The organism is Photobacterium sp. SP02 (assembly GCF_038519165.1).
Classification (GTDB): domain Bacteria; phylum Pseudomonadota; class Gammaproteobacteria; order Enterobacterales; family Vibrionaceae; genus Photobacterium; species Photobacterium halotolerans.
On sequence record NZ_JASJOJ010000032.1, the window covers coordinates 16,389 to 42,767 of the forward strand.

Genomic DNA, 26,379 nt, shown 5'->3' on the forward strand with positions numbered 1-26,379 from the left:
AAAACCTGACCATTCATAACAGTATAAAAGTCTGTTCTAATTATTTCTTTTGAAAAACTAATAATTGAAATCACCAGAATTTCTCACTGGCGATTTCAGTTAATTCTAGCAATATATCACTTTCCTGTAGATTCACATTGGATCTCTTCAAGAGATAAATCAATACTACATTTTTGCTCTGCCCATGGTGCGGCAACAAAAAAATCTAAAATAGCACCATCAAACTTTATCAAAGTGGGATAAATTGTTGGGTAGCTTTTCTCTAAATTCAGTTGGCTATCTCCCATCTGACAATATCTTTTTCTACTATCCTTTTTCTTGTTGTACGCAGTGATACAAGGATCATCTTTTTTGATATATACACTTCCTATTTCCGCAGAACTAGGCCGTGTTGGCCATATCTGATAATATCGATATTGACTGATATCATCTGCATACACCCCAACAGAAAATCCGATGCATAACAAATTTGTAATAAATATTGTTTTCAATCTTTTTACCTGTTAGCCTCAATTGAAATTATCATTCATCGACCTTCGGTCGCTTATCAATTGAATTCCATCGGCTTCTCTTCTGCTAATACACGCATGCACACTGGAACCCTTTTATGTGACCATACATAAATATCAATAAGTATTTTCTGGGGTTATTTCAACTTTCTTTTGTAGAATTGCTTCTAGCAGTGTACCCCAATATCCCTGATAGGCTTCAAAATTTGTTTCTTCCAGGCTATTCATACATTCGTAAATACTATATGAATGTTCAAAATCCATCCCCCTAGTGACATTGTTAGTGTTAATTTCATCATCATAATTATCAAAAATGATTTCCCAATCATGCTGTCTTAGCATGGTCTTGGGGTTATAAAATGAAAAGTTAATTAACACATAAGACACTGAAAACTCATGAATATGTGCATTGATCACAATACCCTCTGAAGGCTTCTTAAGACTCGTATTTATGAGTGCTTTGTCATTACTCTTCATAATAAAATTATCACCTTTAACCTCGATATGATAATTTCTAATCAGTGGTTCATTGATAATTAAATAATTTTCTGGATATTCTGGGTGATTTTTAGGTGTGACCGTAATACCTAGCTCTTGAAAATCATATTTGGTCTAATATGGTGCAAGTCTAATATATTGGCCTTGTTCACTCACAATGTCTTGCGTATAGTCGATTTGGCAGTCAAAACTGAATCGTTTTTCAGCGTAGATACAGGGAGAGAATAATGATGCACACAAGATGATTTTCGATGTTATTTTATTCATCATTTATCCCTTTTTTTAATAGATTAAACAGACTGTCACGTTCATTTTTTCTGCTAACATAGTTATCTTAAATTATTTTATTGATAGTTGATGACTCTTAACATTAATTATATGATCAACTAATGCTTCTGTATTCCCAATCATAGGAGTGTTTGTACACTCAAAAAAGAAATCTTTAAATGTTTCATCATATTGTATTAAATGTTGTATCAAAACCAAATCTGTACGACCTAGATGAAAAGAAAAATATTCATCATCCGTTTTTGATACTTTAATTCTAGATGATCCTATCATTTCTATAGCATTGGAAGTTAATTCATCATTAATCATCAGCCCATTATCTTTATAAATAAATATTTGGTTATCAGAAATAACTAGTTTTACTTGACCGCTGTACCCATCATCCATTTCATATTCGTGATATGCTCCAATCACCGGATCAACGATAATTTCTCCCCGATGGAGATCATGACAAATCAATTCATAGTTAAATGATTCAGTTATACTTCTATCCTCAGTACCCGCTGAAGAAAACGTAATAATAGACAGAATTAAGTGGAGCGTTTTCTGGAACCTTTTCTTCTTACTCACCTATAGCATCATCCAAATCTTGGTCTTTATTCACCCAGGTATCAAAATCGAATTGACTCGGTAAAAGATTGCGATATTGTGCCAGCATCGCTTCCGTTTCACGATCGTCAGGTAACATCCCGATTGAGATCTGCGCGCACCGAATCGTGGTCAGCGGTTGTCTGCTTTTTTCAACATAGATACCGGATTGGAGATTCGTTGCAGTCACTTGAGATTGATTCCTTTCTCTTTCCAGAATCTGACTGTAAGAGCCAAATACATGATACTAATAACTGTGATTTGAAACGAAAACAGTATCCCATCATTCCAGCCGATAAAAGAACGACGACTGAAATGAATCGTTGGTATCAATGACAGTTCAACCTAACCAAGGCGTCCATATTGATACATCAGCTCTTGGTCACGACTACAAATTGAGATCAACTTGCCATTTATCGTTTAACTCTCAAAAATTTTCGCCTGCCCATGCTGACATAAGCTCGCAGAGAGCGCGCATATGCTGGAAAACAAATTACCAGCATTCCAATTTCTCCACATCTAGATACTGAACCCACGCTGTTTGCTTGATACGCAATTTTTTATGGTTAATAAAATTATCGTACAACAACATGATTTCTCGCGATATACAGATTTCTGGAATATTACTTCAGACTAAAAATGGCGACTGGCATGCTGTTCTAGCAGATCACGCCCTTTTTCCAGCACCTGATTAAACCAGGCATTGTCCACTTGTTCTTCAAAGTGCCACTCACTTGGATGCTTGGCGATCACTTTTTCCAGTTTATTGGTGGCGGACTGATAAAATGCGATCAGTTCATTCTCTGAAAGCTGTCCGTCGTTGCCTTAGATAAGAATTATTCCGCCACCTCATAATTCTTATCTTTTACTTTTTATCTCTTTAACATACCTCATCATTTCTTTTGTTTTTTCTGATGAATTAGGGTTGTCGCATGTGAACATTTCTTCTTCATTACCTTCATTTTCAACATTAACATATTGTATACTTGAAAGTTTAGTCACAAAAATGAAATTATAATAATTATATGGAGAAATTGTCACAGTAATCTGTTCACCCTCAATTTTGACTGCATTTGAAGTTAAACTTTTAGAAGCAATGAACAATCCTTGGTGGATGATAGTTATTTTACCATCCAAAAGATTAAATTCAATCTCCCCACTATATCCATCGTCCATTTCGTATTCTGGATAAACTCCGATATCACTATCTTCAATCATTCTTCCTTGCTCTAAATCTTTGCAAACTACTTTATATTCAAAAGAATTAGTATCCGCTTCAGATATGGCATCAATTGAAAAAACCATTAATAATATATAAAAAAACCTTCCCATAAATTTAACCTTCTGGACCATCCCAATAAAATTTACGATCTCCGATATGCCCTTTATGCTTAGTTTTACTAACATCTAACTGCCATTTCTTTTCTGAGTCTGATTGCTGCGTATGATATTTATAATCAACAAAATAACCAGGATTTATTTTTGTATCCGAATTTTTGTATTGATGTGCTGTAGAAACCTCAAAATGTAAATGAGGTGCACATGTACCTTTTGATTTAGTACCAGAAACCCCTGATTTCGCTATAATCTGCCCTTTAGTCACTTTATCGCCAACTTTCAACGGCATTCCTGTTTCTGGATTATTTTCAATCGATTTTAGATGCATGCAAGCTATCGATTCAATGCAATATAAAATCCATTTTTTGGTTAACCTGCGTAGATGACTATTTTCCTGTTGGCGTACATTGGATCTCTTCACGGCCTAAATGAATTCTACATTTTTGCTCTGCCCATGGTGCGGCAACAAAAAAATCTAAAATAGCACCATCAAATGTTATCAATGTGGGATAAATTGTTGGGTAGCTTTTCTCTAAATTTAGTTGACTATCTCCCATCTGACAATATCGCTTTCGACTCTGATTTTTCTTGTTATAAACAGTGATACAAGGGTCATCTTTTTTGATATATACACTCCCTTTATCCGCACCGCTTGGTCGCCCTTGCCATATTTGGTAATAACGATATTGACTGATATCATCTGCATAAACCTCAACAGAAAATCCGATGAATAACAAAATTGGAATAAATTTCGTTTTCATAATTTTATATCTTTAAATCTCAACTTTATTATCATTCATCGACCTTCGGTCGCTTATCAATTGAATTACAGTGGCTTTTCTAAAAACACATACACACTGGAACCCTTTCATTTGATCATACATAAATATCAATAAGGATTTTCTGCGGCTACTTCAACTTTCTTTTGTAGAATTGCTTCTAGCAGTGTACCCCAATATTTCTGATAGGCTTTGAAATTTGTTTCTTCCAGGTTATCCTCACAATCATAACCACGATTATAATTCTTGAAACTTAATGTTCTCGTGACATTGTCATTATTGATTACTTTATCATAATTATCAAACATGATTTGCCAATCATGTTGTCTTAGCATGGTGCTGGGATTATAAAATGAAAAGTCAATAAGCACGTAAGATTCTGAAAATTCTTGAATACTTGCATTGATCACAATACCCTCTGAAGGCTTCTTAACACTCGTATTTATGAGTACTTTGTCATTACTTTTCAGAATTAAATTATCTCCATCAACTTCGATATGATAATTTCTAATCAGAGGTTCATTGATAATTAAATAGTTTTCTGGATATTCTGGGTGATTTTTAGGTGCGACCGTAATACCTAGCTCTTGAAAGTCATACTTGGTTTGATACGATGAAATCCTGATATATTGAGCTTGTTCACTCACAATTTCTTGCGTGTAGTCGATCTGACAATCAAAGCTGAATGAATTATCTGCATATGTTTTCAATGACCACAGAAGCATCAATAAATATAAAGCTGGTAACCTGAGCTTCATTATCTAACGTCCTCAAGACATGATCAGCAACGGATCATCGATAAAAATGACCATCAAACTTCAGTAGCTTATTGCGGTGAATGACTTTCAGTTGCTCATCCAGCACTTCATCTCGTTCATTTTCAATTATTTCTCTACGTTTTACTAGTAAATCGTAGAACCCATTTGTTTTTGTTTCTTGTACTTCAACGGATGAATTTACTATCTGCTTGATGACTCTTTGATCTTCATAGCAAGCATTTCCTTTTAAAATAAACCAATCTTGCATTGGATAATCAATCAACACCCGATTCATATTATTCTGGTTTTGAACAAATAAATTGAAATACTGATTCCTGCCACCTGTAGAACAGGGGGCTGCATACCCAACATTCAATATCACACCAAATGCTTTGACGTTATCATCAAGATAATAGTCATGAGTGTCTAATAAAATTGGATCATCACCGACTGCAATCTCAGTCTCTTCCTCTATGAATCCTGAATACGAAGATTCAATACGCTGCTCATCTTTAATTAACAAAACTCGCCAATGATATAAATCATATTTCTTATCTTTCTCACTGAGCTGTAAATATGAGGCTATTGTATAGGCACTATCGGATGTTTTTTTACAGGAGTACGCTTTTAACTCATCTTTGTGATGCTCCCCATTATTTGAATTAAATGCATCATTTTTCATCAATTTCACAATTGAATCCACACATTTCTGACTCTCATTTGCAAATGATGGTTTACTTGCAACAATAGCGAAAAATATAATAATAAACTTATTCATCAATTATATCCAACCTTCCTGTTAATACTTTATAGGCATCTAAAAAATGCTGTCTTCGTTCAGCTCTACTTGGTGTACGTTTATTGACTATATCTGTAACTCTATCCGTTGACTCAATAGTTCCATCAACTACATTATTGATTTTTTTTAACTCCCAAAATCCTAGTGCAGAGAGAAAACCAACTTTAGTTTCTAGCAAAACCTCCGGATTGTTAACAATGTCAAACTCAAAACCTTTTATTTTATCCTCAAGAACCTTTTGTACATCTTTATAATTAACTAACCATGTTAACTGAATAAAACCTTTCCCTCTATATAACCAACCGGATTCATCCCCTCCTTGTATCAATTCAAAATAACCATTAGGGCAAGCATAAACTCTTTTAGCAATTTCATATTCCTGAGGGAATTGAGAATAGTAATAAGATTTTCTTTTAGTATACTTTCCTTTATCCTGTTCAGATAAAATAGCATACTCATCGCTTGTTATTCTTTTATATCCTAACTGATCTGCTTCAGTTGTGTAAGTTAGAAAATATGCTTTACCTCTTAACCCTTCGACGCTATACCATAAGTCTTCTTCTTTCCCAAGCAGGCTATCACCTACTTCCTCTCTAATCTGCGCAAAAAACTGAGCCGCACGTTCATGCGTATTGATTTCGAATAGTTCAGCATTAGCATTAAATAAAATCCGAACTTCTTCTCGCTTCCCTTCTGGAGCATCGGGGAATAACGCAGCCATTTTTTCTTTAGATATCTGGTATCCATAGCTACCGATAGTAAACGGCCAAAAATGCCAAACCTCTGGCTTTAGTTCTAGTTTTTCAGGGTTGATATCCTGCATCCAACTGGTGTTATCGATGCGCTCTTTTTCATGGATGGCAAAACTGTCGTATGACTGTACGAAGTTTTTACGAAATTCCGACGACATATAACTTTCAGTCGAATCAAAATATCGGCTTAAACTTGCTTCTGTCAACTTTTGGCTCATTGCCAATACTTGATTAAACCAGTGCTCTTCTGCCTTGGAATACCACTCACTCGGGTGCTTGGCGATTACTTTTTCAAGTCTGTTCGTGGCGGCCTGATAGAAGGCAACCAATTCGTTTTCTGAGATCTGGCCGTCGTTGTCTGTGTCGATTGCGCGGCGAATGTCGTTGAAGAAGGTGTTTGCCGGCTCCATGACGCCGGTACTGCTGCTCCCGTCGATAACCTGAAAACCATGTTCTTCTTGTCCGCCGGCCAGAGCATTAAGGAAATATTCCGGCGGGCGATCGTTTGAGAACACTTCGAGATGAACGCGGTATTCCTGATCAATATTGCCCTGGGCATTTTTAAGGTACTCGTACTTACCCAGATAACCCAGGTGTTCGCCGGCTTTGATGTTAATCGGCAGTTCGGGCACCTGGACGGTACCATCAGCGACGATGGGTAAATTATTTTCAGGGCCATTTTTGGTGTGCCATGGTGGCATTTTTTTGGTTAACGGCTCAGCCAAATTGTTCCAAAACTCCTCCGGATTGGTGCCTTCACCGTATTGCTTAATGGCCAGCCAGACCTCCTGATTCAGCTTCTGATCGGCTTCATTCTGAATCTTAACTTTATCCTTATTACCAACATACTGACCGACGCAGACCACTTTGACCTTAAGAAAGTCATATTCGGTATTTCTAATCTTGTCTTTGGTTACTGTTGCTCGTGAAGGATCAATAAGCTTCAGGATTGAATCTTTAGGCAGTAGCACTTTCTTGTCAAAATCTGCACTTCCCGGCTCACTCCGAGAGTTCCAGTTCTTTTTCAAGCGGATATAGGATATCTGGCTCGCACTTTCCGCCGCTGTAATCGAATCCTGGATTTCTTTTTGCGATTGCAAATGCATGTACAGGGAATAGAAAGTGTAACTTTCGTCTTCTTGATCCGGGTTCTGGAAGGTATGGCGCAGCAGGCAGAAGTTGTTACTGTAGCTGGAGGTGGTCTCCAGGTACTGTGTGGTCGGGTATTCTTCCGCCATGCGATAAGCCACCAGCTCACCGTCGGCCATGGCCTGAACCGGCTGGAAGTGCTGTGCCCAGAATGCAATACGGTTATTGAAGTGAATGCCGCCGTGCCAGCCACGGCCTTTGCTGATGATGTAACGACCACTGGTCTGCCCGTTCAGCAGCACCTTCAGTGCAGACACATCGTTGAACTGGCTACCGTCGACCTGACAGATGGGAAATGCGGTTTTCATGCTCGTGTTACCTTAGTCTGAATACACATCGAGGAACGGAATCAGGCTTTCCTGTCCGGTGTTTGCTGTTGTGAATACCACAGCAGTCACCTGGCCGACTGTGGAACTGTAACCGGAAACCTGGGTGTTTGTCACAATGCTTTCTTCTGCGTTTTCAATTAGCTGCACCAACTTCTCACTTAACGAAGAAAAATATTGTGCCGTAATGTCCGGCAGAAGCCGCTTCAGGGTTTTTAAGCCGTCTTCATAACGGGCAATCCCTTCTACTATCACGGTGCGGTGCTCGTATTCCGCCTGCAGTTTAATAAAGGCGAGATAATCGGCTATCACCCCGACAAAATTGTCGATGTATTGACTGAACGACTGAGCGACAGCGTCCCAGTCCATATTGCGGATGTATTCGATGCTGTTGCCTGTGCCGTGATAGCGCACACCACCCAGTAAAAAGGCCGGCGGCAGAAACTCGTCCGGCGTGAACAAGGCATCGAGAATATGCCCCTGCGGATGGCACAATGGCGCCAGACTGTGAATCAGCGGCACGTAGTGATCGACTGTGTCTGCGTCGCGTTGAATCCAGTCCATGGCAGACACAAAACATTCGCCAAACACTTTATGCTGATGTTCGGTGGCGAAATATGTGGCGCTGAACTGGCTTTCAAACCGCACCAGTGATTCGAAATCCGGATCAGAGAAGGTTTCCGACAGCAAAACACCCCAGTCGTTGCGCACGCCACTGCGTTCCTGCCAGAACGGCACGCGATTGCCCGCCACGGCTGAGCAATAGCTGAATAAATCCGGATACGGGTTTTCGACGCTATTTTCCGGCAGGTTATTGTAAGGCTGATACGGATCCTGTGATTCCTGAATATTGAAGATACACAGGGTTTCTTCCAACCCGCTGACCACGGCCTGCCCGGAAGCATCCAGCGTACCGCTGCCCAGCTCCGCCCCGCCTTCATCGGTGACAGTAAAAGGCGCATTTGCCAACGGGGCTCCCGTTGGGTATCGGCAACTCAGGGTGACATCAAACGTTGCGGCTTCGTCTGGCGGTACCTCGACACTGGCTTGGGATACGCCAGACAGGCACATGGTATTGGCTTTGTTCATGGTCATCATGTCGGACAAGCGGGCAACCCCTTCGCCTTCGATTTTGACCGTTGCAGAAGCAGTAACAAAAGCCGCTTCACCCTGAATCACACCAGAGACTATGCCCTTCTTGTCTCCGCCTTCATCGCCGGTACTGGTCGAGAATTTGCTGGGTTTAATGGCGATACTGTTGCCACCGTCCATGGTCACCGTTGTCGTTCCATCCACCAGATCGGCTGATTTGGCTTCATTGGAATAAGGAATCGGCACAACAGGTGGTCCGCACTGTGTCATACAAACATCCGGAATATCGGCGTTTGCTACGCCCTCCGAGCCCTGGTGGACAATACTCAACCCATCTGCACTTACTGTTACCGGCATTACCCGTCCTCATCTCATCAATAATTAGGCCATTTTATCAACAAGATAGGATTGCTTTCTCACTGGAATCTCAGTGAATAAGACGGATTTTACTGTCGATTTAACGGTTTACCCCGAAGTGAGAACCGGATTCCGTTTCTGTCCTGATGACTCGCGTTTGCTTTTCTGACCTTGATTCTCTGGTCTTAATTATCGGGTCTTAATTATAAGGTCTTAGTTATCTGGTCTTGTGATCTTTTCTCAGAGAAGGCGTGCCATAGCACAGCAGGATTTCCCAGAACTGAACCGGGTGAGACAGATGTTAATTCTGCAGTGATGACAACTAAGTAGCGTGAATTCCTGAACAGATATGCAACAATGGGCTAATCTTGTCTATGAGTAAACTCTGTCAGGGAAGGCGAGGCCTATGTTGTTATGTCACCACTCTTTTTTAATCATTGACGATAGCAATACAGCTATCGCACTGACGCGCTCTATGCTGACTAATGCCGGTGTATCCAACTCACATATTCAGACCACCACAGACAGCCTGAAAGCGCTCCGCATGCTGCGAACTAACCAGTACGACGTGGTGCTTTGCGATTACAATATGCAGCACCACATTGATGGCGGGCTTATTTTCGATGAGATCAAACATAACCACCTGTTATCACCCAGCAGCGTATTTATCTGTGTGACCGGCGATAACAGCCAGCAAGTCGTGACCCATTTTCTGGAGCTGGAACCCGATGATTATCTGATTAAGCCGTTTCGGTTTGCTGACTTCATTTCGAGAATCGAATACGTACTGGAGCGAAAAACGGCATTGAAGGTACTACTGACTGCTATCGATGAAAAAAAATACGAACAGGCCCTGCATCTCGCCTCGTCCCTGACACAAGACTTCCCCAAATTTAAAGGCTACATCACACGCATACAGGGTGACTGTCTGTTGCGGTTACAGCGTCATCTGGAAGCTGAAGCTTTTTATGCAAAAGCCTGTGCGGAAACACAGCATATCTGGCCCATGATAGGCTTCGGTAATGCATTACAAGGTTTAGGCAAACTGAAGCAGGCAGAAGATATTTTCCACGAAATTCTGGCAAAACATCCGCACCATCCAAAAGCCCGCCAGGGACTGGCTAACTGTCTGATCAGACAAGACGATCTGCCGCAAGCCTTACAGCATTTTCTGATGCTTCATAAAATCAATCCGGCTAACCCGATCCGGGAGCTGATTATTGCCAACCTGTACGCACACCAACAGGACCATAATAAAGCTGCAACCGGCTATCAGCGTTTCATCCGCAAAGTCGCAGACACCAGCCAGTACAGTTACGGCGTGGAAGTGAACGCTTCCATCTCGCTGCTATTGGCCAGCATCTATTCCCGCGATGCCAAGCACACGACACAGCTGATTGATGAAGCGCGTAATGCACTCGTTCAGCTTAATCAGAAAGCGACGAAAGAAGATAAACGGCTCGAAAATCACCCCAGCTTACTGGTTGGTCTGGCCATACTCGCCTGCATGCGCGGGGAGATTCAAAATTGCTACAGCATCGCCAGTCAAATTGAGATGGATAGCGTAGAGACGGATGACTTTTACACTGCGCTGAATCTGGCACGTATGTATGGATTCTGCGGCATGCCGGACATGTATGAAGCGGCCATGGTCAAAGCGCGCAAAATCTGCGGCCAGACAGAAGATGAAGGGCTGATGCTCAGTCAGATTGAGCTGCTGAACGGCTTTCAGGATGAAATTTACCAACGGCTGAAACTGGGGGGTGCACTGGTTAAGAAAGCGCAGTCATACCGGCAGCAGAACCTTGCCAACAAAGCGCTCAAACACGCTTATCGTGCTTTTTTCATTGTGCCGTTTCACCATGAACTGTGTTTTTTAATTCTGGAGCTCACCGCACTGGCCACCCCTGCCGGGCTACAGCATGATGAGGTCAATGAGATTCTGAAATCCTGCTACTGGCTTTACTGCCATGATAAGCGCCCGACTGAACAGCAGAAAAAACGTGCGCTGGATCTGTACCGGTTAGCAACCATGCGAGTGGCGTAATCATGGCTATCGACACCCAAAGTGACTGTGAGCTGTTCAAACATTCGCAGAAACCTCACAATTCAACGCTGATGACCGCCTATGCCAGTAGACAGTCTTAAAAAGGCTGTGTCTGAATACACGCTTTAGCAGCCAGAGGTAAACATGCGAGTATTGGCAATCTGGGCGATCAGGGGCTATCAGCGCTACCTTTCCCCACACAAAGGATTTCGGTGCGCACATGCGGCGTTTCACGGAGGACAGAGTTGTTCCGGGGCCGTCATTACGATTTTAGAAACCAGCCACTGGACATCAATCGGCAAAGAGATATCCCAGCAATTCAAAGCATGCAAAGCCGCGTCGTTACAATTACAGGCCAACAAACCCCGTCGCAAGCGCCGTCGCAAAGATGATGACATTGACTGCATCGACCCGATTGCCTGGTCTTGTTTATGCTGGTCATGTTGAATGCTATGACTGTGCTTCAGTGTCTTGTTTCTGACATCAGCCACTAGGGATCCAGGTTAAACACATTGTTGTCGAACAGCGAAGTGACAATTTCTGTGGCGGATGAGCTGATATCCAGACCCAGGCCACTCAGGTCCAGATTTTCCAGCACCACATTGTGCTCACCACTCACCGTACTTACTGCCAGATTGATGCTGTCGCTGGTATCGATACTGGCATCAATGTTATCGAGCAGACGGCTTAAGTCATCAGCGCCGTCGTCCGGTAGCACATCCGACAAGGTCAGGACATCTTCACCGGGATTCAGATCTGTAATCACATCAGTATTGGCCGGCGTGGTAACAGACGATGTATTGATCACAAAATTATCGGCGCCCTCCCCGCCGGTTAAGATGTCATCACCGGGTCCGGCAATCAGGGTATCGTCACCGGCCAGTGCATTCAGGGTGCTGCCCGAGGCTGTCGCTGCCAGCTGATCATCCGCTATGGTGGCAAAGCTGATATCAAGCAGCAGGGAGCCATTGTTGAATAAAGTTTCCAGTTTCTCTCCGTCGGTTAATCCGGCCGGATCTTCCCCAAGCAAACTGGCCTGACTGACGCCTTCCAATACGATGCTCTGCACAAGAGCACCGCCGTCAAGAATATTGAGCAGCGTATCACTGCCGCTGTCGGCCAGTTGAATCTGCGCAGCCAAATCATCAAAGGAGGTGCTGCCAGAGGTATCCACCGCTTCGGTCAGATCAATCCCGTCAATGCCGGATTCGAAATCTTTTACTGTATCGGTTGCAGCACTGCCCGCGCTGCCAAGATCAACCGCTATCCATTTGAACAGATCGCGAACCCCGTCGCCGGTGCCGCCTTCTTCACCGCCCCAGAGAATGTCATCGCCTGCGCCGCCAACCAGAATGTCCGCGCCTAATCCGCCGATCAGAATATCATCACTGTCGCCGCCGAACAGGGTGTCGTCACCGTCACCACTGATCACCAGATTCGGCTCGCCGCCATCACCGGTACCAATTTCGCCACCGGTATTGGCCGGATCATCGATACGAATTTCAATCGCAACCGGTGCCGATTCTGCCTGACTGCCGTCGGTTTCTTCCGAGACGGCCACCACCTCCAGATTTATCGTCCCTTCCGGCAACCCGGTCACAAACAGTTCACTGAGTAAATCGGGGGGCACTGTCCAGCTGCCATCGCCGTTATCGGTGCCGATACTGGTGCCACTGCTGTCCACCAGCTGACCGGCACCCAGATTACGAATCTCAACGGTCAGGGTTTCATTCGGATCGGCGGCCACCGCTTCCAGCCCCAGCAGCGGTATTAAGACCCCCAGCGCGCCGCGCATGGCTGCCGTTTGCGGCACAGTCAGCGTCAGCGTGGGCGGATTCGCCACCGGCGTGACCGTGACATTGACCGTGGTTGAGCTGGTTTTCGGGCCATCTGTGCCCACATTGCCGTTGTCATTCACACTCACGGTAACCAGATCATCGCCATTGAAACTGGCCTCGCCCTGATAACTGACACCCGCCGCCAGAATGGCATTGATCTCATCCAAGCTGCCTTCCAGAATGACAGTTCCTGTGCCGTTATCTGTCACTGTTGCGCCTGAGCCGCCGGGAACAGTCACAGATAAGGTGCCATTTGTCGCGCTCAGTGTGGCCGTCATCACACCTGTTGATCCTGCGTCGTTGAAATCGACATCTGTCACCGACAGGCCGTTGATGATCAACACGTTGTCTTCATCTACCGTCTGATCCGGCATCGCAGGCAGTACAGGAGCATCGTTGATGGCCTGTACCTGTATGGTGACAGTGTCTGTGTCTTCCAGCGCCCCGCCTGTACCGGTATTGCCCTGATCATTGGAGGTCATCGTCAGGGTGATATCGCCACTGAATTCAGCATCAGGGGTAAAATTGAGTCCGCTGCTCAGCAAGGCATTGATATCCGTGACAGAGCCTTCCAGCACTAATGTGCCTGTGCCGTCGCCGCTAATACTTAACGCGCCGGTAGCACTGCCGGATGGGATCGCCAGTACGCCGTCAGTAACAGACAGGGTGACTGTCATTGTGCCTTCGGTGTCTTCATCGACATCAACGTCGGTCACCTGCAGGGTATTGATCAGCAGCGTCGTGTCTTCATCGACGGTCAGCGGATCGGTCGGTACGACATTGACCGGTGCATCGTTAACACTGTCCAGTGTCACCGTAATGGTTTCAAAGACCGCCAGATCATCCGTGGCTTCGTCGTCTAAATCGACAGCACGGATATCCAGATTCAGCTCACCGTTCCAGTTACTGCTGTTGGCATCACCCGGCACGAAGATCAGACTGTCCAGCGAGGAGCTTTCCACCTGCACCGTCCAGCTGCCGTCACCGTTATCCGTCACGTTACCGGGTACACCCGGTGGCAGTTCAATGCTGCTGGAATCCGGCACGTTGGATACGATGATCTGCAGCATCTCAGGACTGGTTTCATTGACATTGGGCGCTTCTGCCACGCTGAGTTCATCATCGATGGCCTGAATATTCAGGAGCAGCTCGACATTCTGATCTTCCGTGCCTGTGGCAATGGTTGTAATGTCCGTATCCACCCCGTCAGCCACCGGGATGATCACCAGATTGAAGGTATCGCGGAACTCAACCGGATCGGGCAGGCTGTCTTCTTTGGTGAACACCACAATGTCAATATTCACCACGCCACTGAAATCTTTGGGAGGAACGACTGTGATATTGCTGCCTCCCCCAGCCGGAAACGACCATTCGCCATTCCCGTTATTCGCCGCCCCTAAGACAACAAAACCTTCAGGCACATTTTCCAGCTTGACCGACAAAAACTGCTCTGAACCATCAATATCCAGGGCAGCACCGGAAATCCCGCCCAGAATAATTTCCGTTGAATCCTCAAACTGCACGATGGGGACATCGGTGCCGATGAACTCGACCTGATCGTTGACAGCAATAATTTCAAAACTGGTACTGCCACTGACATTTGCCGTATCCGTTTCTGTCGGCGCGCCCGGAGTTTCATCAAAAACCGCCAGATCCTGCACATCGGCGTTCAGCAATAATTCCACAGTACCGCTGTAATCCTCCGCGGGCTGAAATTGCACTGCGCTGAGCTGGCTGGCATCGGTAATCGTGATGCTGGTGACCAGGTTGCCATTCGCATCGACTAATGACCCCGTGGCCGGATCGGCCACAGTAATAATGACCTGTGTGAAGGTTTCCAGGCCTTCTTCTTCGGTGGTGCTGATGTCACCCACCACCCCGCCTAAATCCAGCGTGATCAGCCCATCTTCATAGGCCGTGCCTGTTACTATGACTTCCGGCTCGCCGGATTCCGACACAGGTTGCCGGTTGGCGTCTAACCCCTGGGTGTCGACCACCGAAATATTGGAACTGGGCGTATCCACCACAGGCGAGACACGAATGGGGATGCTGTCCGTCACTTGATTAGTGTCACCACTGACAATATCCGTGTTGACGTAACGGACCTCCAGCATGAAATCACCGGCGAAATCCTGCGGCAGATTGAGTGTTACGCCGGTCAAATCCACGGTTCCGTCAGGATTCACGGGCGCTTTGAGCTGGTACTGGCCTGTGGTGAAATTAAACTCCATACCGGATATCGAGGCACCCGGCGGCAATAAACTGGCGTCAATCACCAGGGAGAATTCATCGTCGCCCTGATCGCCGGATGCGGTATCTACCTGCACAATTTGCAGCAGATAGTCGCCTAATACGACCTGGGTATCTTCCGTGCCCAGCACCACGACAGAGTCATCAACGATAATCTCACCGGCGAACTTATCAAAATCCCCCTGACTGAAATTCACGGTGATCACATCAGAGACAATAACAATGGCACTGGTATCGCCGTCATCACTGAGATCCTGGACTTCACCGGCGATTTCAATTTGCGCCGAGCCGACAAAATTCGGCGGCGCAATAATCCGGATCTGATCAATATCCCCGGCTGGCACCACCCAGCTGCCGTCCCCGTTGTTAATCCCGCCGATCACCACAAATCCGGCATTGGGCTGATCTAAAAAGGTAATCACCACATTGGTGATCACTTCATCGCTGCTGGGATCAAAATCTTCAAACGCGACGATGCCGACGGAATCAGGGCCGCCGGTTAAGTCCAGTTCACCATCGACCGTGATCTCGTTGTCTTCAAAGATCGGATTGCCGCTGCCGTCCGTGCCAATCTGAACACCTATGCCGGCATCCGGTTCGACAACCGCCCGAATATCCAGCGTAATAGTGCCTGTTACCTGTCCGGTGGCCACTGCGGGTGAGTCGACATCATCTTCCTGCATGTCCACCACTGTGGTCAGGGTGACATCCAGATCTGAGTCTTCCGGAGCGACGAGCTGCAACTGTGCCCCGCCCTGTAATAAAGCAAATTCCGCCGCGCTGAGTGTTACTGAGCCGCTGCCGTCGACAGTCAGAGTCGTAATGCTGCCACCATCATTAATTTGCAGCGAGTAACCGGGAGCTGTCGGTATGTTCTGAATCGTCAGGCCGGTGGCAAACTCCTTGCTGTCCGCCAGCACGGGTTGCCAGTCTATCGTGACAGGTTGATCTTCGAGCCCCTGACTGATTCGGGTGTAATCGCCACTGTTGATGACAGGCTCAATATGAATAATCAGATTGGTGTCATAGACCAGTTGATCACCATCATTTTCTGTCACCACATAGCGTACATCCAACACCACATCTTCGGTCGCATTGGGTGGCGGCTGAATCACAATATCGCCGGCGGTGACACTACCGTTCAGGCTCAGCTGATATCTGGGCAACCCGGTGTCCGGGTCTGTCCCGGCAAAAATCAGGGTCTGCTCATTGCCTGAGGCATCGAAGATCACAGTGCCTTGCGGAATATTGGCCACCAGGACCGACAAGATTTCAGAATCATCATCAGGGGCATTGGGTTTCTCCCCCGACGACACCATGAAATCCACCGTGACCTGACCGCCTTCCTCTATGGTGGTTTCCAGTGCATCCTCGCCGGGCACTTCGGTCCAGGTGGAGCCTGTGGTGTCAATAAAGGGCTGATCGGCCACACCGGTCAGCGCGACATTGATGGTCTGCGCCGGAATCACCCGCTCATCGGTCGCCGTGGTGGTGGTGCCGTCTGCCAGAGTAATGTCTACTTCATCACGGACAACGCCTTCCACGGTGAACGAAAAATCGACATTGCTTTCCGGCACTGGCTGTAACGCAATCTCGCCGATGTCGGTATAGGCAAATTCATAGACGCCATTGGCATCCGGGGTGAGTGGCGTGCCGTTTTGCAGCAGGACAGCGCCATCAGGCAGCCCAGAAATACGGACAAACAGGGTTTCTACGCCAAAATCATCGGCGGTGTCGTCCAGCTCGGTCAGCGTAATATGATCGCTGAGCGGAATCGGTTCATCTTCCAGTCCCTCAACACGTGTCACTCTGAGCTGTGCATCATCAGCCACCGGCAGCACGTTGATCACCACTTCCTGAACCACAGACTGGGCGGTTTCCGAACCGGCCAGCGGGTTCAGGGTTTCCGTACTCTGGGCGATCAGTTCGAGGCGGATATCGCCACTGAAATTATCCGCCGGATCGACAGCCACAGTATTGATCTGACTGACAGGAACCAAGAAAGACCCGTCGCCTTGATCAATCAGCCCTTCACCGACTATCTGTCCCTCACCTTCGACAATACGCACAATGTATACCAGCTCTTCGGAGCCGTCGGTATCTTGCAGCAAGGCGTTGAATGACGGGCCGATATTGATATTGTCACTGTCTTCCTGCCCGTTGCCGTAGTGAACCTGTGCCGCGCCGTCCCAGACAGGCACATCGGCAATGCCTTGCACATCGACGGACAAGGTGCCGGTCATTTGAGCCGGCGGCGTACCTTGTGTGACGTCAATCTGGGCGGTCACGGTGAAATCCAGCAAGAAGCCGGGCTCGGCGGCCGTTGAATAATCGGGCTCCGGCACAAAGGTGACCCCTTGCAGTTCAAACACACCGTCGCCGTCAGCGTCGGTAAAGGCACTGGCAGGAATTTGTATCTGGCCGCCAGTCGGGGTGATCAGCACACCGTTAAGATAGAAATCCCCGTGCGGGTCGGCCGGCAGAACGATGAAAACATCACCTATGGCTTCGCCTCTGTCCTGATCGCCCAGATCAATCGACATGGTGACAGGAATCCCCAGCGTCGGATCGGCCAGACTCTCATCCGGGTCCGGATTACGCCCCTGCTCTTCCACGCCCTGCGCAGGGTCAACCGTGAGCACCGGGTTGTCATCTGTGATGGTCAGGTTGATCAGGCTGGTGTCCAGATCGTTATCGCCATCGAGCACTTCGAATGTCAGCGTGCTGGTCAGGGCCACATCGGCATGATCAATCTCTGGTTGCGAGACAAAAAACGCGTCCCCTTCCGGTTGGACAAATAACTGACCAATCAGCTGGCCGCTTTCAAAAATATCGACCGCGATAAACCCGTTGGCATCCGGCGTCTCGCTGGCTAAGTCGGTCCGGTTACCGTCTGCGTCAATAATGGCCGTCACTTGCGCATCATCGGCCCCTTCCTGGCTGACCGCCAGCAGATCCAGCGTGCTGCTTGTCTGTCCTTCCACCAAAGTGTCGAAGGTAACATCAGCCGTGTTCGGCGTATCATCATTCACTGTGACCGACAGCGTGACCGCGCCGCTGGGATCCTCATCCTGATCAACGGCTGTGACGGTGAAATCCAGCTGCAGGCTGGTATCGTCATCCGGTTGGGGGTGATCAAGCGCCCCGGTCAGGGTAAAGCTGTAACTGGCTGTCGCCACATCAAAATCCAGAATGAACACTGTGACGCCATTGGCCTGCCCCAGATAAGTGTCTGTCCCGGCATCATAAATCAGGGTCACAGGGTTGCCGCCTGAGGTCAGTCCGGCATTGGCGGCGTTGAAGGCATCGACATCCACGACAAACTCCGCCACCTGATCAGAGCCGGAATCCAGCGTGATCTGGCCGGTGGCAGATTCGCCGTCACCGCCGGGATTGGTGCCCGGATGGACGCCGCTGCCGCCATCCAGATCGGCTTCTGTCACGCTCACCGCTTCAATGGCAGTGAGCACAGGATCATCACCGTCTTGGATCGTCACATTGACCGGCACCAGATTATCGAGAAAATCACCATCGGTATCCTGCACCTGAACCGGCAGCTGGAATTGAATCTGATCGTTTGCCGACACCACCAGATCTGAGGTGTCTGTCCCGTTATGATCCAAAGGCGCCAACTGCTCGACCACCAGGGTGATATCCACCCCTGCGCCATCGGCGTTCTGGGTGACGACCAGCGTCGCGGTCAGCACGGTTGCACCACCAGCGGTCAGGGTCAGTACCTTGGCCGCATTATCCCAGTTTGCTGTCACCGGCAGGCCGCTTGCGGTGATTTCCGCCTCCAGCTCACTGATCAGCTGGGCCAGCGTGGCAGCATCAAGGGTGACTGTGGCCGGGTCGAGCCGGTCGACACCCGGATTGATCGTTAACTCTGTCTGTCCCGAGACCGGATAACCGTCGGCCGGATCGGCCGGGGTGAGATCGCCTTCAGTGAAGACAATGGTATTCACACCGGTAAAGCTGCCGTCGGCATTGGTGCCATCAGCAATGGTGATTGTTATCGCGCCCGGTGCGCTGACATCGCCATCCCTGTCCTGTGCCAGTACCGTCAGGGACAGATTATTGTTATCCGGCGCATCAAACTGATCGAGCGGCTGGGTCTGGTTCACCACATAGTTGCCGTCTGTGTCTAGGGTGATTGTCAGCACAGTGATTGAGGGATCATCGGTGCGGGTCACTGTGATCGTATCGCCGCTGACCAGATAATCAGTGTCGAAGCCATTGCTGGTCAGATTGTCGAGCGCGGCCTGCGTCGCATCAAAGAACACAGCAACAATATCGTCACTGCCGGTATCCACCGCTATATTGCCGTTACCGGTTGCCACTCCGTCATCGCCTTCATTGAGGCTGGCGCCGGAATCACTGCCAAATGCCGGCAGATCACCGTCGATGATCGCAATCCGGGTCACATCCGGGGGCGTCAGTAAATCACCGTCACTGTCGGCGACCTGCAAGGGCACATCAATGCGAATGTCGCTGCCATTGGCCAGTACGATGTCTCCGTTAAAATCGACATGCTCCAACGGGCGGAACTGCTCCACACTGGCGGTGACATCGACATCGCTGCCATTCTGGCTGGCCGTGAATGTCACGGTGAGTACCGGATCATTGCCGCCCGTTGTCACCAGGATAATGGTAACCACGCCATCGACGGATTCGTCGACAATCGCAGTTAACGCTTCACCGTTTGAGGTCAGTGCGGACAGCTCATTTTGCAGCGTGTCCGCCGCACCGGCTTCGAGCATCAGGGTGCTGGCGACCAGATCATCCGTCACGGCAGCAATTGCAAAGGTGGTGGCGTTATCAACCGGGTAGGCGTCTGCCGGGTTTGTGGTCTCCAAATCGCCTTCGGTGATACTGAGCGTGCGGTTGCCGCCTTCCGCATCCGGGCCATCGGTAATATTGATGATCAGATTGCCCTGATTACTGCTGTCACCGTCCTGATCAACCGCAATCAGCGGCAGCACCAGCTCGGTGACATCCCCCTCCTCCAGTTGCTCCAGCGGCAGATGCTGCACAACCGTGTAGGTGCCATCGGTATTCACGGTGACCGTCAGGACTGGGGTGCCGTTTGTGTCTGTTACTAATTCGATGACATTGCCTGTCACCGTATAACTGGTGTTCACCCCGTTGGAGATCAGATCCTCCAGCGACGGCTGACTGTCGGCAAATTCAAGCGAAGCGATGGCATCGCTGCCGATGTCCAGCGGTATGCTGCCGTCGACTGTCTGTTCATCAAAGGTTTCGGTGAAGTTGGTGCCGCTGTCTGTGCCGAGTGACGGCAGAACACCATCGCTAATAGTGACCTGAGCATTCACCGGCTGCTGCAGTGAATCACCATCCACATCCGCCAGCTGGACCGGAATACTGACCACCAGATCCGTGCCATTGACCGATACCAGCCCGGTATCATTACCGGCTTGATTATGATCCAGCGGTAAATGCTGAGTGGTCGAAAAACTGAGCGTCACATCCTGGCCGTTTGCGGCCTGTGCGGCGGTCAGGGTGATCGTCAGGGCAGGCGTACCGTCAGACAGCGCACCGGTCAGCTCACCCGTTGCGGAGTCATAACTAAACGTCAGCGCCTGTCCGCCAGATGTCAGCTCTGCTGCCAGCTCATCAATCAAACCCTGCAACTGGGCGGGGTCAATTTCAATCGTAGACGGGTCAAGCCGGTCTTCCCCGGCGATAACATCCGCCGTGGTTGAATTGGTGGCCGGGTAGCCGCTCGGTGCCAGGTCGGGTTCGGTCAGTGCCAGGGCAATCGTTCCGCCACCGGCAGGATCATCGCCGTCAGTCACAGTGACAGTGATAATACCGGTATTGGTATCGCCATCCTCATCTGTGATGATGAGACTCAGCGGCAGATCCAGGCTGTTGCGGGCATCCTGATCCAGCGTGCCGGTCAGCAGCGTATCGTAGCTGCCGTCCTCAGCAATGGTCACGGTCAGAATGAGGTTACCATCGGCATCACTCACCGTGATTTGATTGTCGTTGACCGCGAAGCTGACTGGCTGACCATTGCTGTTGATACCGGACAACCCGGGCTGGTCGGGCGCAAAATTCAGGCTCGCTACGGCATCAGAGCCAATATCCACACTGATGCTGCCGCCGCTGTTCACCACGCCGTTATCGGCGGTTTCATTCACGGTTACCCCTATCTCGTCGAACAGTACCGGAATCTCGCCATCGCTAATTGTCACCGTCGCGTTAACCGGAGTGATCAGGCTGTCACCGTCTGCATCGTCAGCCTGTACATTGAAATTAATGGCAATACTGTCACCGCTGACAGACACGAAACCATCGCTGTTGCCTGCCAGATTATGATTGAGCGGCAGGTTCTGGGTGACGGCCAGATTGAGCGACACATCATTGCTGCCTGTGACCTGAGTAGCCGTCAGCACGATACTGACAGCCACTGTGCCGTCAGCCAGTGCGCCCTGCAGCACCCCGGTTGCCGGGTCATACGTAAACGTCAGCGGCTCGGTACCCGATGCCACTTCGGCATTGAGCTCATCAATCAATGCCTGCACATCGGCCGGATCGATTTGTACTGACTCCGGCACTAACCGGTCAGCGCCTGCGACAATCACTATATCTTCACTGTTACTTTCCGGATATAAGGTGGGATCTGAATCCGGCTCGATGATACCGACAGCGACACTTTCGCCGCCAGCAGCATCGCCGCCGTCGGTAATATTGACAGTGATAGTGCCCGGCGTGGTGTCTCCGTCATCATCGGTCAGCAACACGTTCAGCGGTATCACCAGAGGATCGCTATCCGTCTGATCAAAAGTGCCCGTCAGGGTGACATCGTACGCACCGCTCTCGTCAATATTGACCGTCAGGATCACATTACCGCCAGCGTCGAGCACCTGCAGCGTATCATCATCAACCCGGTTAACCGTGACCGCTTCGCCATTACTCTGTATCCCCACCAGGCCCGGCTGAGTCGGTGAAAACGTCAGGCTGGCAACCGCGTCGCTGCCGATATCAATGCCTATGCTGCCGGGCAAAGTCGCGCCCTGATCACCGGTTTCGTTCACGCTCACTTCGGTATCGTCAAGGAAGGCCGGCAGCTTACCGTCAATAATGACTGAGATACTGTTCACCGGAACCGGCAAGCTGTCGCCATCGACATCCTGTAGCTGGATTGGCGCATTGATACGGATTTCAGCACCGTTGACCTCGACCAGCCCGGTATCACTGCCGCCTGACAGGTGATCCAAGGGGGCGAACTGGGTGACTTCAACGGTCACATTGACATTGCGGCTGCCTGCCGCCTGATCGCCACTGGGCAATATACTGAGCACTAAAGTCCCGTCGGCCAGACTGCCTTCCAGCGCCCCGGTCGTCGCATTCACCGCAAAAATCAGCGGCTGCCCGCCTGAGCTCAGCTCTGCATTTAATTCTGCAATCAAGGCGTCAATCTGATCCGCATCAAATGCGACAGAGTCGGGTAACAACCTGTCGGCACCGGCAAGCACCTCGGTCGTTTCCGAAGACGTGGCCGGATAGGCACTGGGATCCAGCTCAGGCTCGGTATAAGTAACAACGATATTTTCCCGTGGCGTGATGGGATCCTGACCATCAGCGACATCGACCCGGATCACGCCTGTGGTCTCATCGCCATCGGCATCGGTCAGCACAACATTCATCGGAATACTGACCAGCTCGACGCCAATCTGATCCAGAGTGCCGGTCAGCAAGACTTCGTATTGTCCATCCGGTGAAATTGTGACTGTCATTATCACGGTGCCGTTATCGTCCACCAGCTGGATTTCATTCCCGTTGGCAACCAGAGAGACAGGATTCAGATCGCTGGTAAAACCGAGTGCAGGCTGGTCGTCAGCAAAGACCAGAGAAGCGATAGCATCACTTCCGCCGTCCACCGGAATACTGCCTGTGACTGGCGTATTTTGATCCTCGGTTTCACTAATCAGCAGCCCGGGATCGATGCCCAGAGCAGGGTCATCGCCGTCCGTAATAGTGACAGTCACGGCTGCCGGGGTCGCTAAACTGTCGCCGTCAGTATCCTCAGCGTTCAGTGGCAGAGTTAAGGCAATCGTCTCGCCGTTGGTGGTGATATAGGGTGAAACGACGGCACTGTCGAGATGGTCCAGCGGCACATGCTGAGTGACAGTAATACTGACCGCCAGATCTTTAGCGCCGGACTGCGCCGTAGTAAAGTTGACTTCTAACGCCAGTGAGTTGTCGGGCAACCGGCCTTCCAACGCGCCCGTTGCCGGATTAACCGAGAAAGTGATGGTCTGCGCATCCGAGGTCAGTACCGCGCTCAGGTCATCAAGAATAGCCTGCAATTGTGCCGGATCCAGCGTCAGCGAATCGGGCACTAAACGGTCGGCGCCGGCCGAAATAACAATGTCATCCGTCCCGCTCTGCGGGTAATTATCCGGATCGAAATCAGGTTCGGTGAACGCAATACTGCCTGCCTCTGCGCCCGCCGCATCGTCTCCGTCCTGAATCGTCAGGGTGATCTGCCCCTGCGCCGTATCGCCGTCGTCGTCGGTTGCCAGTACCGCCACAGGCAATACTATCTGATCATCGGCGCTCAGCTCATCGAACGAATCGGTGATGATCACCTCATAACTGCCGTCAATACTGATGGTCGCGGTCAGGATGACAGTGCCGGACGCATCCAGTATCTGCAGCTGGTTATCACTGACGCTGTAAGTCACCGGATTGCCGTTACTGGACAAGGCGCCAATGGCATCAGCCAGTGCCTGATTATCAATGATAGTCACAGAGGCAACATCATCACTGCCGATATCCAATGCGATCTGGCCTGCGACGGCATTGCCGTCGTCTGCTGTTTCATTGACAACCGCGCCCGTGTCATCACCAAATGCAGGGAACACACCGTCGGTAATAGTGCTGGTGACTAATACAGGATCATTAAGAAAATCCCCGTCTGTGTCGCGCGCCTGCACCGGGACAGTGATCACAATCGTTTCACCGGACACAGCAACCAGCCCTTCACTGTTACCACTCTGATTATGATTTAAAGGAAGGTATTGGGTCAGCGTGGCACTCACCGTCATATCCAGACCATTGGCCGCCTGAGCCGAGGACAGGGTAATAGCAAGTGCCAGAGCGCCATCCGGCAAACGCCCTTCGATCGCATCCGTTTGCGCGTTATAGGTAAAGGTCAGGGGCTGACCACCCGACCGCACTTCGGCGGCCAGTTCCGCCAGCAAAGCATCACGCTGCGTGGCATCCACCTCCAGTGTGGTCGGATCCATGCGGTCTGCCCCGGCAACGACTGTAACGGAGTTGCTGTTGGAAACCGGGTAATCATCTGGAACCAAATCCGGCTCAGTCACCGCCAGGCTGATGGTTTCTCCGCCGGGAGGCGTATCGCCGTCAAATATCCCGATCAGAATAAAACCCTGACTGCTGTCACTGTCAAAATCGGTCGCTGTGACACCAATCAGCAAAATAGCATCAAGCAGCGACGCCTCATCGACAGCCAAAAACTGTGTCACGGTATAACTGCCGTCAGTATTAATGGTAATTGTCAGTACATCGGCGCCCGACGAATCGAGCAAGGTCAGTTGATTGCCATTGACCACCAGGGTCGTTGGATTACCGTTACTGGTCACATTGGCGAGAAAAGGCTGCTCGGCATCAAACACCAAGGTGTCAATCGCGTCACTGCCGACATCCAGAGTGACCTGGCCGGCAAGCGGGATCCCCAGCTCAGAGGCCTCATCAATAATGGTGATGCCGGCGCCCAGTTGCGGATCCGCGCCATCCAGAATGGTGGCAGTCACGCTGATCGGGGCATCGAGCGCATTCCCGGCCACATCGGCCCCCTGAACATCGGCCAGCACCGTCAGGGTGTCATCGGCAATAAACACCCTGCCGCCAGCGCCGCCGTCAAGGTGATCAACCGGGCCACTTAAGGTGGTGGTCACAGTCACAGTGACATCGCGGCCACTGGATTCCGCCGCCAGAGACAGAGTGATAACCGTCTGTCCCTGACTTTCACCAATAATGGCATTCTGCCCAGCATCAAAAAGGAAAACGACGGGCTGACCACCAGAGGTGACTTCGTTACTGAGCTCTGCCAGTAAGGCATTCAGCGATGCGGGATCAAAGGTAAAAGCTGCGGGATCAAGCGGTAAGGTTCCCGCTTCCACCAGGACGGTTGCGATTGTTTCGGTTGGATAAGTGGCAGGGGCTAAATCACCTTCAGTGACAGAGACAGAGACCCTGGCGCCGCCGCTGGCGGCATAAATCACATCTGTCTCATCGTCGGCGTCTGCCTCGGCGAATTCATACTCGGTATCAAAGCCGGTTTCCGTCAGCACACTGTCGCCGTCATAATCCACGACCACAAAACCGCTGTTGGCCGCGACACTCGCACTGCTGCTGCCCAATGCCGCAGCCTCAAACACTTCCGTCGGATCTTCCCCGGCCAGGATCAGCGCCTGGAGCTGTTCGATATCCAGCTCAACCGGCGGTGCTTGATCGCTGTCAGGCTGTTCAAACTGAACATTATCGGCCAGATCCGACACCCAGACCCCGGCACCGTCGAGTAACACACAGGTCGGACAGGGCCGATCGACCAGCACCGGCTCACCGTTTTGCATCATGACATAGCGGGCATAGCCGTTGGCGACCACCAGATCATCGGACTGAACCTGGTAGGCGAAGTCGACCGGTTTTACCGAGCCATCAGGCTTGATAACAAACACCACCCCGTTTTCAACGGTCAGGGTTGCCAGACCATTTGAGACAGACTCTGCCATAACGCCTCGCTGACGCAGGGAAGCAATAACCTTGCCGTGAGCAACGGGTTCTTCCCATTCGCTGGCTCACTGGCGGGTCAGTGTTCCTCATCTGATAATTAAGAATTGTAGAATAGAAGTGATACACATCACTTTTTCTTGTTCTATCCTTGTCATTACCGAGCAATTCAGTGGGTTAATATCGCACTTTCCGCGATGTTGAATCAGGACTGATACCCAAA

General features: G+C 49.4%; 14 protein-coding genes. 2 read left to right on the plus strand and 12 right to left on the minus strand.

Translation table 11 applies throughout. The features are described from left to right. Positions 1-116: 116 nt before the first annotated feature. The 11 genes from P0Y67_RS14195 to P0Y67_RS14245 form a co-directional block, all read right to left on the minus strand. Positions 117-491, minus strand: a complete 375-nt coding sequence (locus P0Y67_RS14195; RefSeq protein ID WP_342392389.1) for a hypothetical protein — start codon at positions 489-491, stop codon at positions 117-119. 135 nt (positions 492-626) lie between these two features. Continuing rightward, on the minus strand, positions 627-986 hold the full coding sequence (locus P0Y67_RS14200; RefSeq protein ID WP_342392390.1) for a hypothetical protein: 360 nt from the start codon (positions 984-986) through the stop codon (positions 627-629). A 360-nt stretch (positions 987-1,346) separates the two neighbouring features. Further along, a complete protein-coding gene (locus tag P0Y67_RS14205; RefSeq protein WP_342392391.1) occupies positions 1,347-1,865 on the minus strand; it encodes a hypothetical protein in 519 nt (172 codons plus the stop codon). After that, positions 1,858-2,073 carry a hypothetical protein gene (locus P0Y67_RS14210; RefSeq protein ID WP_342392392.1) on the minus strand — a complete coding sequence of 72 codons (216 nt, stop codon included), beginning with the start codon at positions 2,071-2,073 and terminating at the stop codon, positions 1,858-1,860. Before P0Y67_RS14210 ends, P0Y67_RS14205 begins: the two co-directional genes overlap by 8 nt. Before the next feature lie 668 nt (positions 2,074-2,741). Then, the gene (locus P0Y67_RS14215) at positions 2,742-3,215 is read right to left on the minus strand and encodes a hypothetical protein (RefSeq protein ID WP_342392393.1); all 474 of its coding nucleotides are present in this window, start codon (positions 3,213-3,215) and stop codon (positions 2,742-2,744) included. A gap of 4 nt (positions 3,216-3,219) precedes the next feature. Further along, complete coding sequence (locus P0Y67_RS14220; protein WP_342392394.1) at positions 3,220-3,549, minus strand: M23 family metallopeptidase; 330 nt, start codon at positions 3,547-3,549, stop codon at positions 3,220-3,222. Positions 3,550-3,607: 58 nt separating this feature from the next. After that, positions 3,608-3,982: a hypothetical protein gene (locus P0Y67_RS14225; protein ID WP_342392395.1), complete on the minus strand. Its 375-nt coding sequence runs from the start codon at positions 3,980-3,982 to the stop codon at positions 3,608-3,610. A 128-nt stretch (positions 3,983-4,110) separates the two neighbouring features. Next, entirely contained in the window at positions 4,111-4,758 is a 648-nt protein-coding gene (locus tag P0Y67_RS14230; protein WP_342392396.1) for a hypothetical protein, read from the minus strand. A 34-nt stretch (positions 4,759-4,792) separates the two neighbouring features. Further along, on the minus strand, positions 4,793-5,536 hold the full coding sequence (locus tag P0Y67_RS14235; protein ID WP_192016382.1) for a hypothetical protein: 744 nt from the start codon (positions 5,534-5,536) through the stop codon (positions 4,793-4,795). Then, positions 5,529-7,766: a glycoside hydrolase family 19 protein gene (locus P0Y67_RS14240; RefSeq protein WP_342392397.1), complete on the minus strand. Its 2,238-nt coding sequence runs from the start codon at positions 7,764-7,766 to the stop codon at positions 5,529-5,531. Before P0Y67_RS14240 ends, P0Y67_RS14235 begins: the two co-directional genes overlap by 8 nt. A gap of 12 nt (positions 7,767-7,778) precedes the next feature. After that, positions 7,779-9,233, minus strand: coding sequence for a DUF4150 domain-containing protein (locus tag P0Y67_RS14245; protein ID WP_342392398.1), 1,455 nt, complete (start codon positions 9,231-9,233; stop codon positions 7,779-7,781). Between the two features lie 406 nt (positions 9,234-9,639). On the opposite strand from P0Y67_RS14245, the gene P0Y67_RS14250 reads away from it, so the two are divergent. Both P0Y67_RS14250 and yidD read left to right on the plus strand, forming a co-directional pair. Then, the gene (locus P0Y67_RS14250) at positions 9,640-11,280 is read left to right on the plus strand and encodes a response regulator (protein ID WP_342392399.1); all 1,641 of its coding nucleotides are present in this window, start codon (positions 9,640-9,642) and stop codon (positions 11,278-11,280) included. A gap of 144 nt (positions 11,281-11,424) precedes the next feature. Then, entirely contained in the window at positions 11,425-11,727 is a 303-nt protein-coding gene (gene yidD / locus P0Y67_RS23015; RefSeq protein WP_446728837.1) for a membrane protein insertion efficiency factor YidD, read from the plus strand. A 43-nt stretch (positions 11,728-11,770) separates the two neighbouring features. Here yidD and P0Y67_RS14255 read toward each other — a convergent pair whose 3' ends face one another. After that, the gene (locus tag P0Y67_RS14255; protein WP_342392400.1) at positions 11,771-26,158 is read right to left on the minus strand and encodes a retention module-containing protein; all 14,388 of its coding nucleotides are present in this window, start codon (positions 26,156-26,158) and stop codon (positions 11,771-11,773) included. Positions 26,159-26,379 lie beyond the last annotated feature (221 nt).

Coding starts and splice junctions, on each gene's coding strand:
- P0Y67_RS14200 (WP_342392390.1), bottom strand. CDS start 986: ATGAAGAGTAATGACAAAGCACTCATAAATACGAGTCTTAAGAAGCCT.
- P0Y67_RS14230 (WP_342392396.1), bottom strand. CDS start 4,758: ATGAAGCTCAGGTTACCAGCTTTATATTTATTGATGCTTCTGTGGTCA.
- P0Y67_RS14240 (WP_342392397.1), bottom strand. CDS start 7,766: ATGAAAACCGCATTTCCCATCTGTCAGGTCGACGGTAGCCAGTTCAAC.
- P0Y67_RS14250 (WP_342392399.1), top strand. CDS start 9,640: ATGTTGTTATGTCACCACTCTTTTTTAATCATTGACGATAGCAATACA.
- P0Y67_RS14215 (WP_342392393.1), bottom strand. CDS start 3,215: ATGGGAAGGTTTTTTTATATATTATTAATGGTTTTTTCAATTGATGCC.
- P0Y67_RS14235 (WP_192016382.1), bottom strand. CDS start 5,536: ATGAATAAGTTTATTATTATATTTTTCGCTATTGTTGCAAGTAAACCA.
- P0Y67_RS14225 (WP_342392395.1), bottom strand. CDS start 3,982: ATGAAAACGAAATTTATTCCAATTTTGTTATTCATCGGATTTTCTGTT.
- P0Y67_RS14220 (WP_342392394.1), bottom strand. CDS start 3,549: ATGCATCTAAAATCGATTGAAAATAATCCAGAAACAGGAATGCCGTTG.
- P0Y67_RS14245 (WP_342392398.1), bottom strand. CDS start 9,233: ATGCCGGTAACAGTAAGTGCAGATGGGTTGAGTATTGTCCACCAGGGC.
- yidD (WP_446728837.1), top strand. CDS start 11,425: ATGCGAGTATTGGCAATCTGGGCGATCAGGGGCTATCAGCGCTACCTT.
- P0Y67_RS14255 (WP_342392400.1), bottom strand. CDS start 26,158: ATGGCAGAGTCTGTCTCAAATGGTCTGGCAACCCTGACCGTTGAAAAC.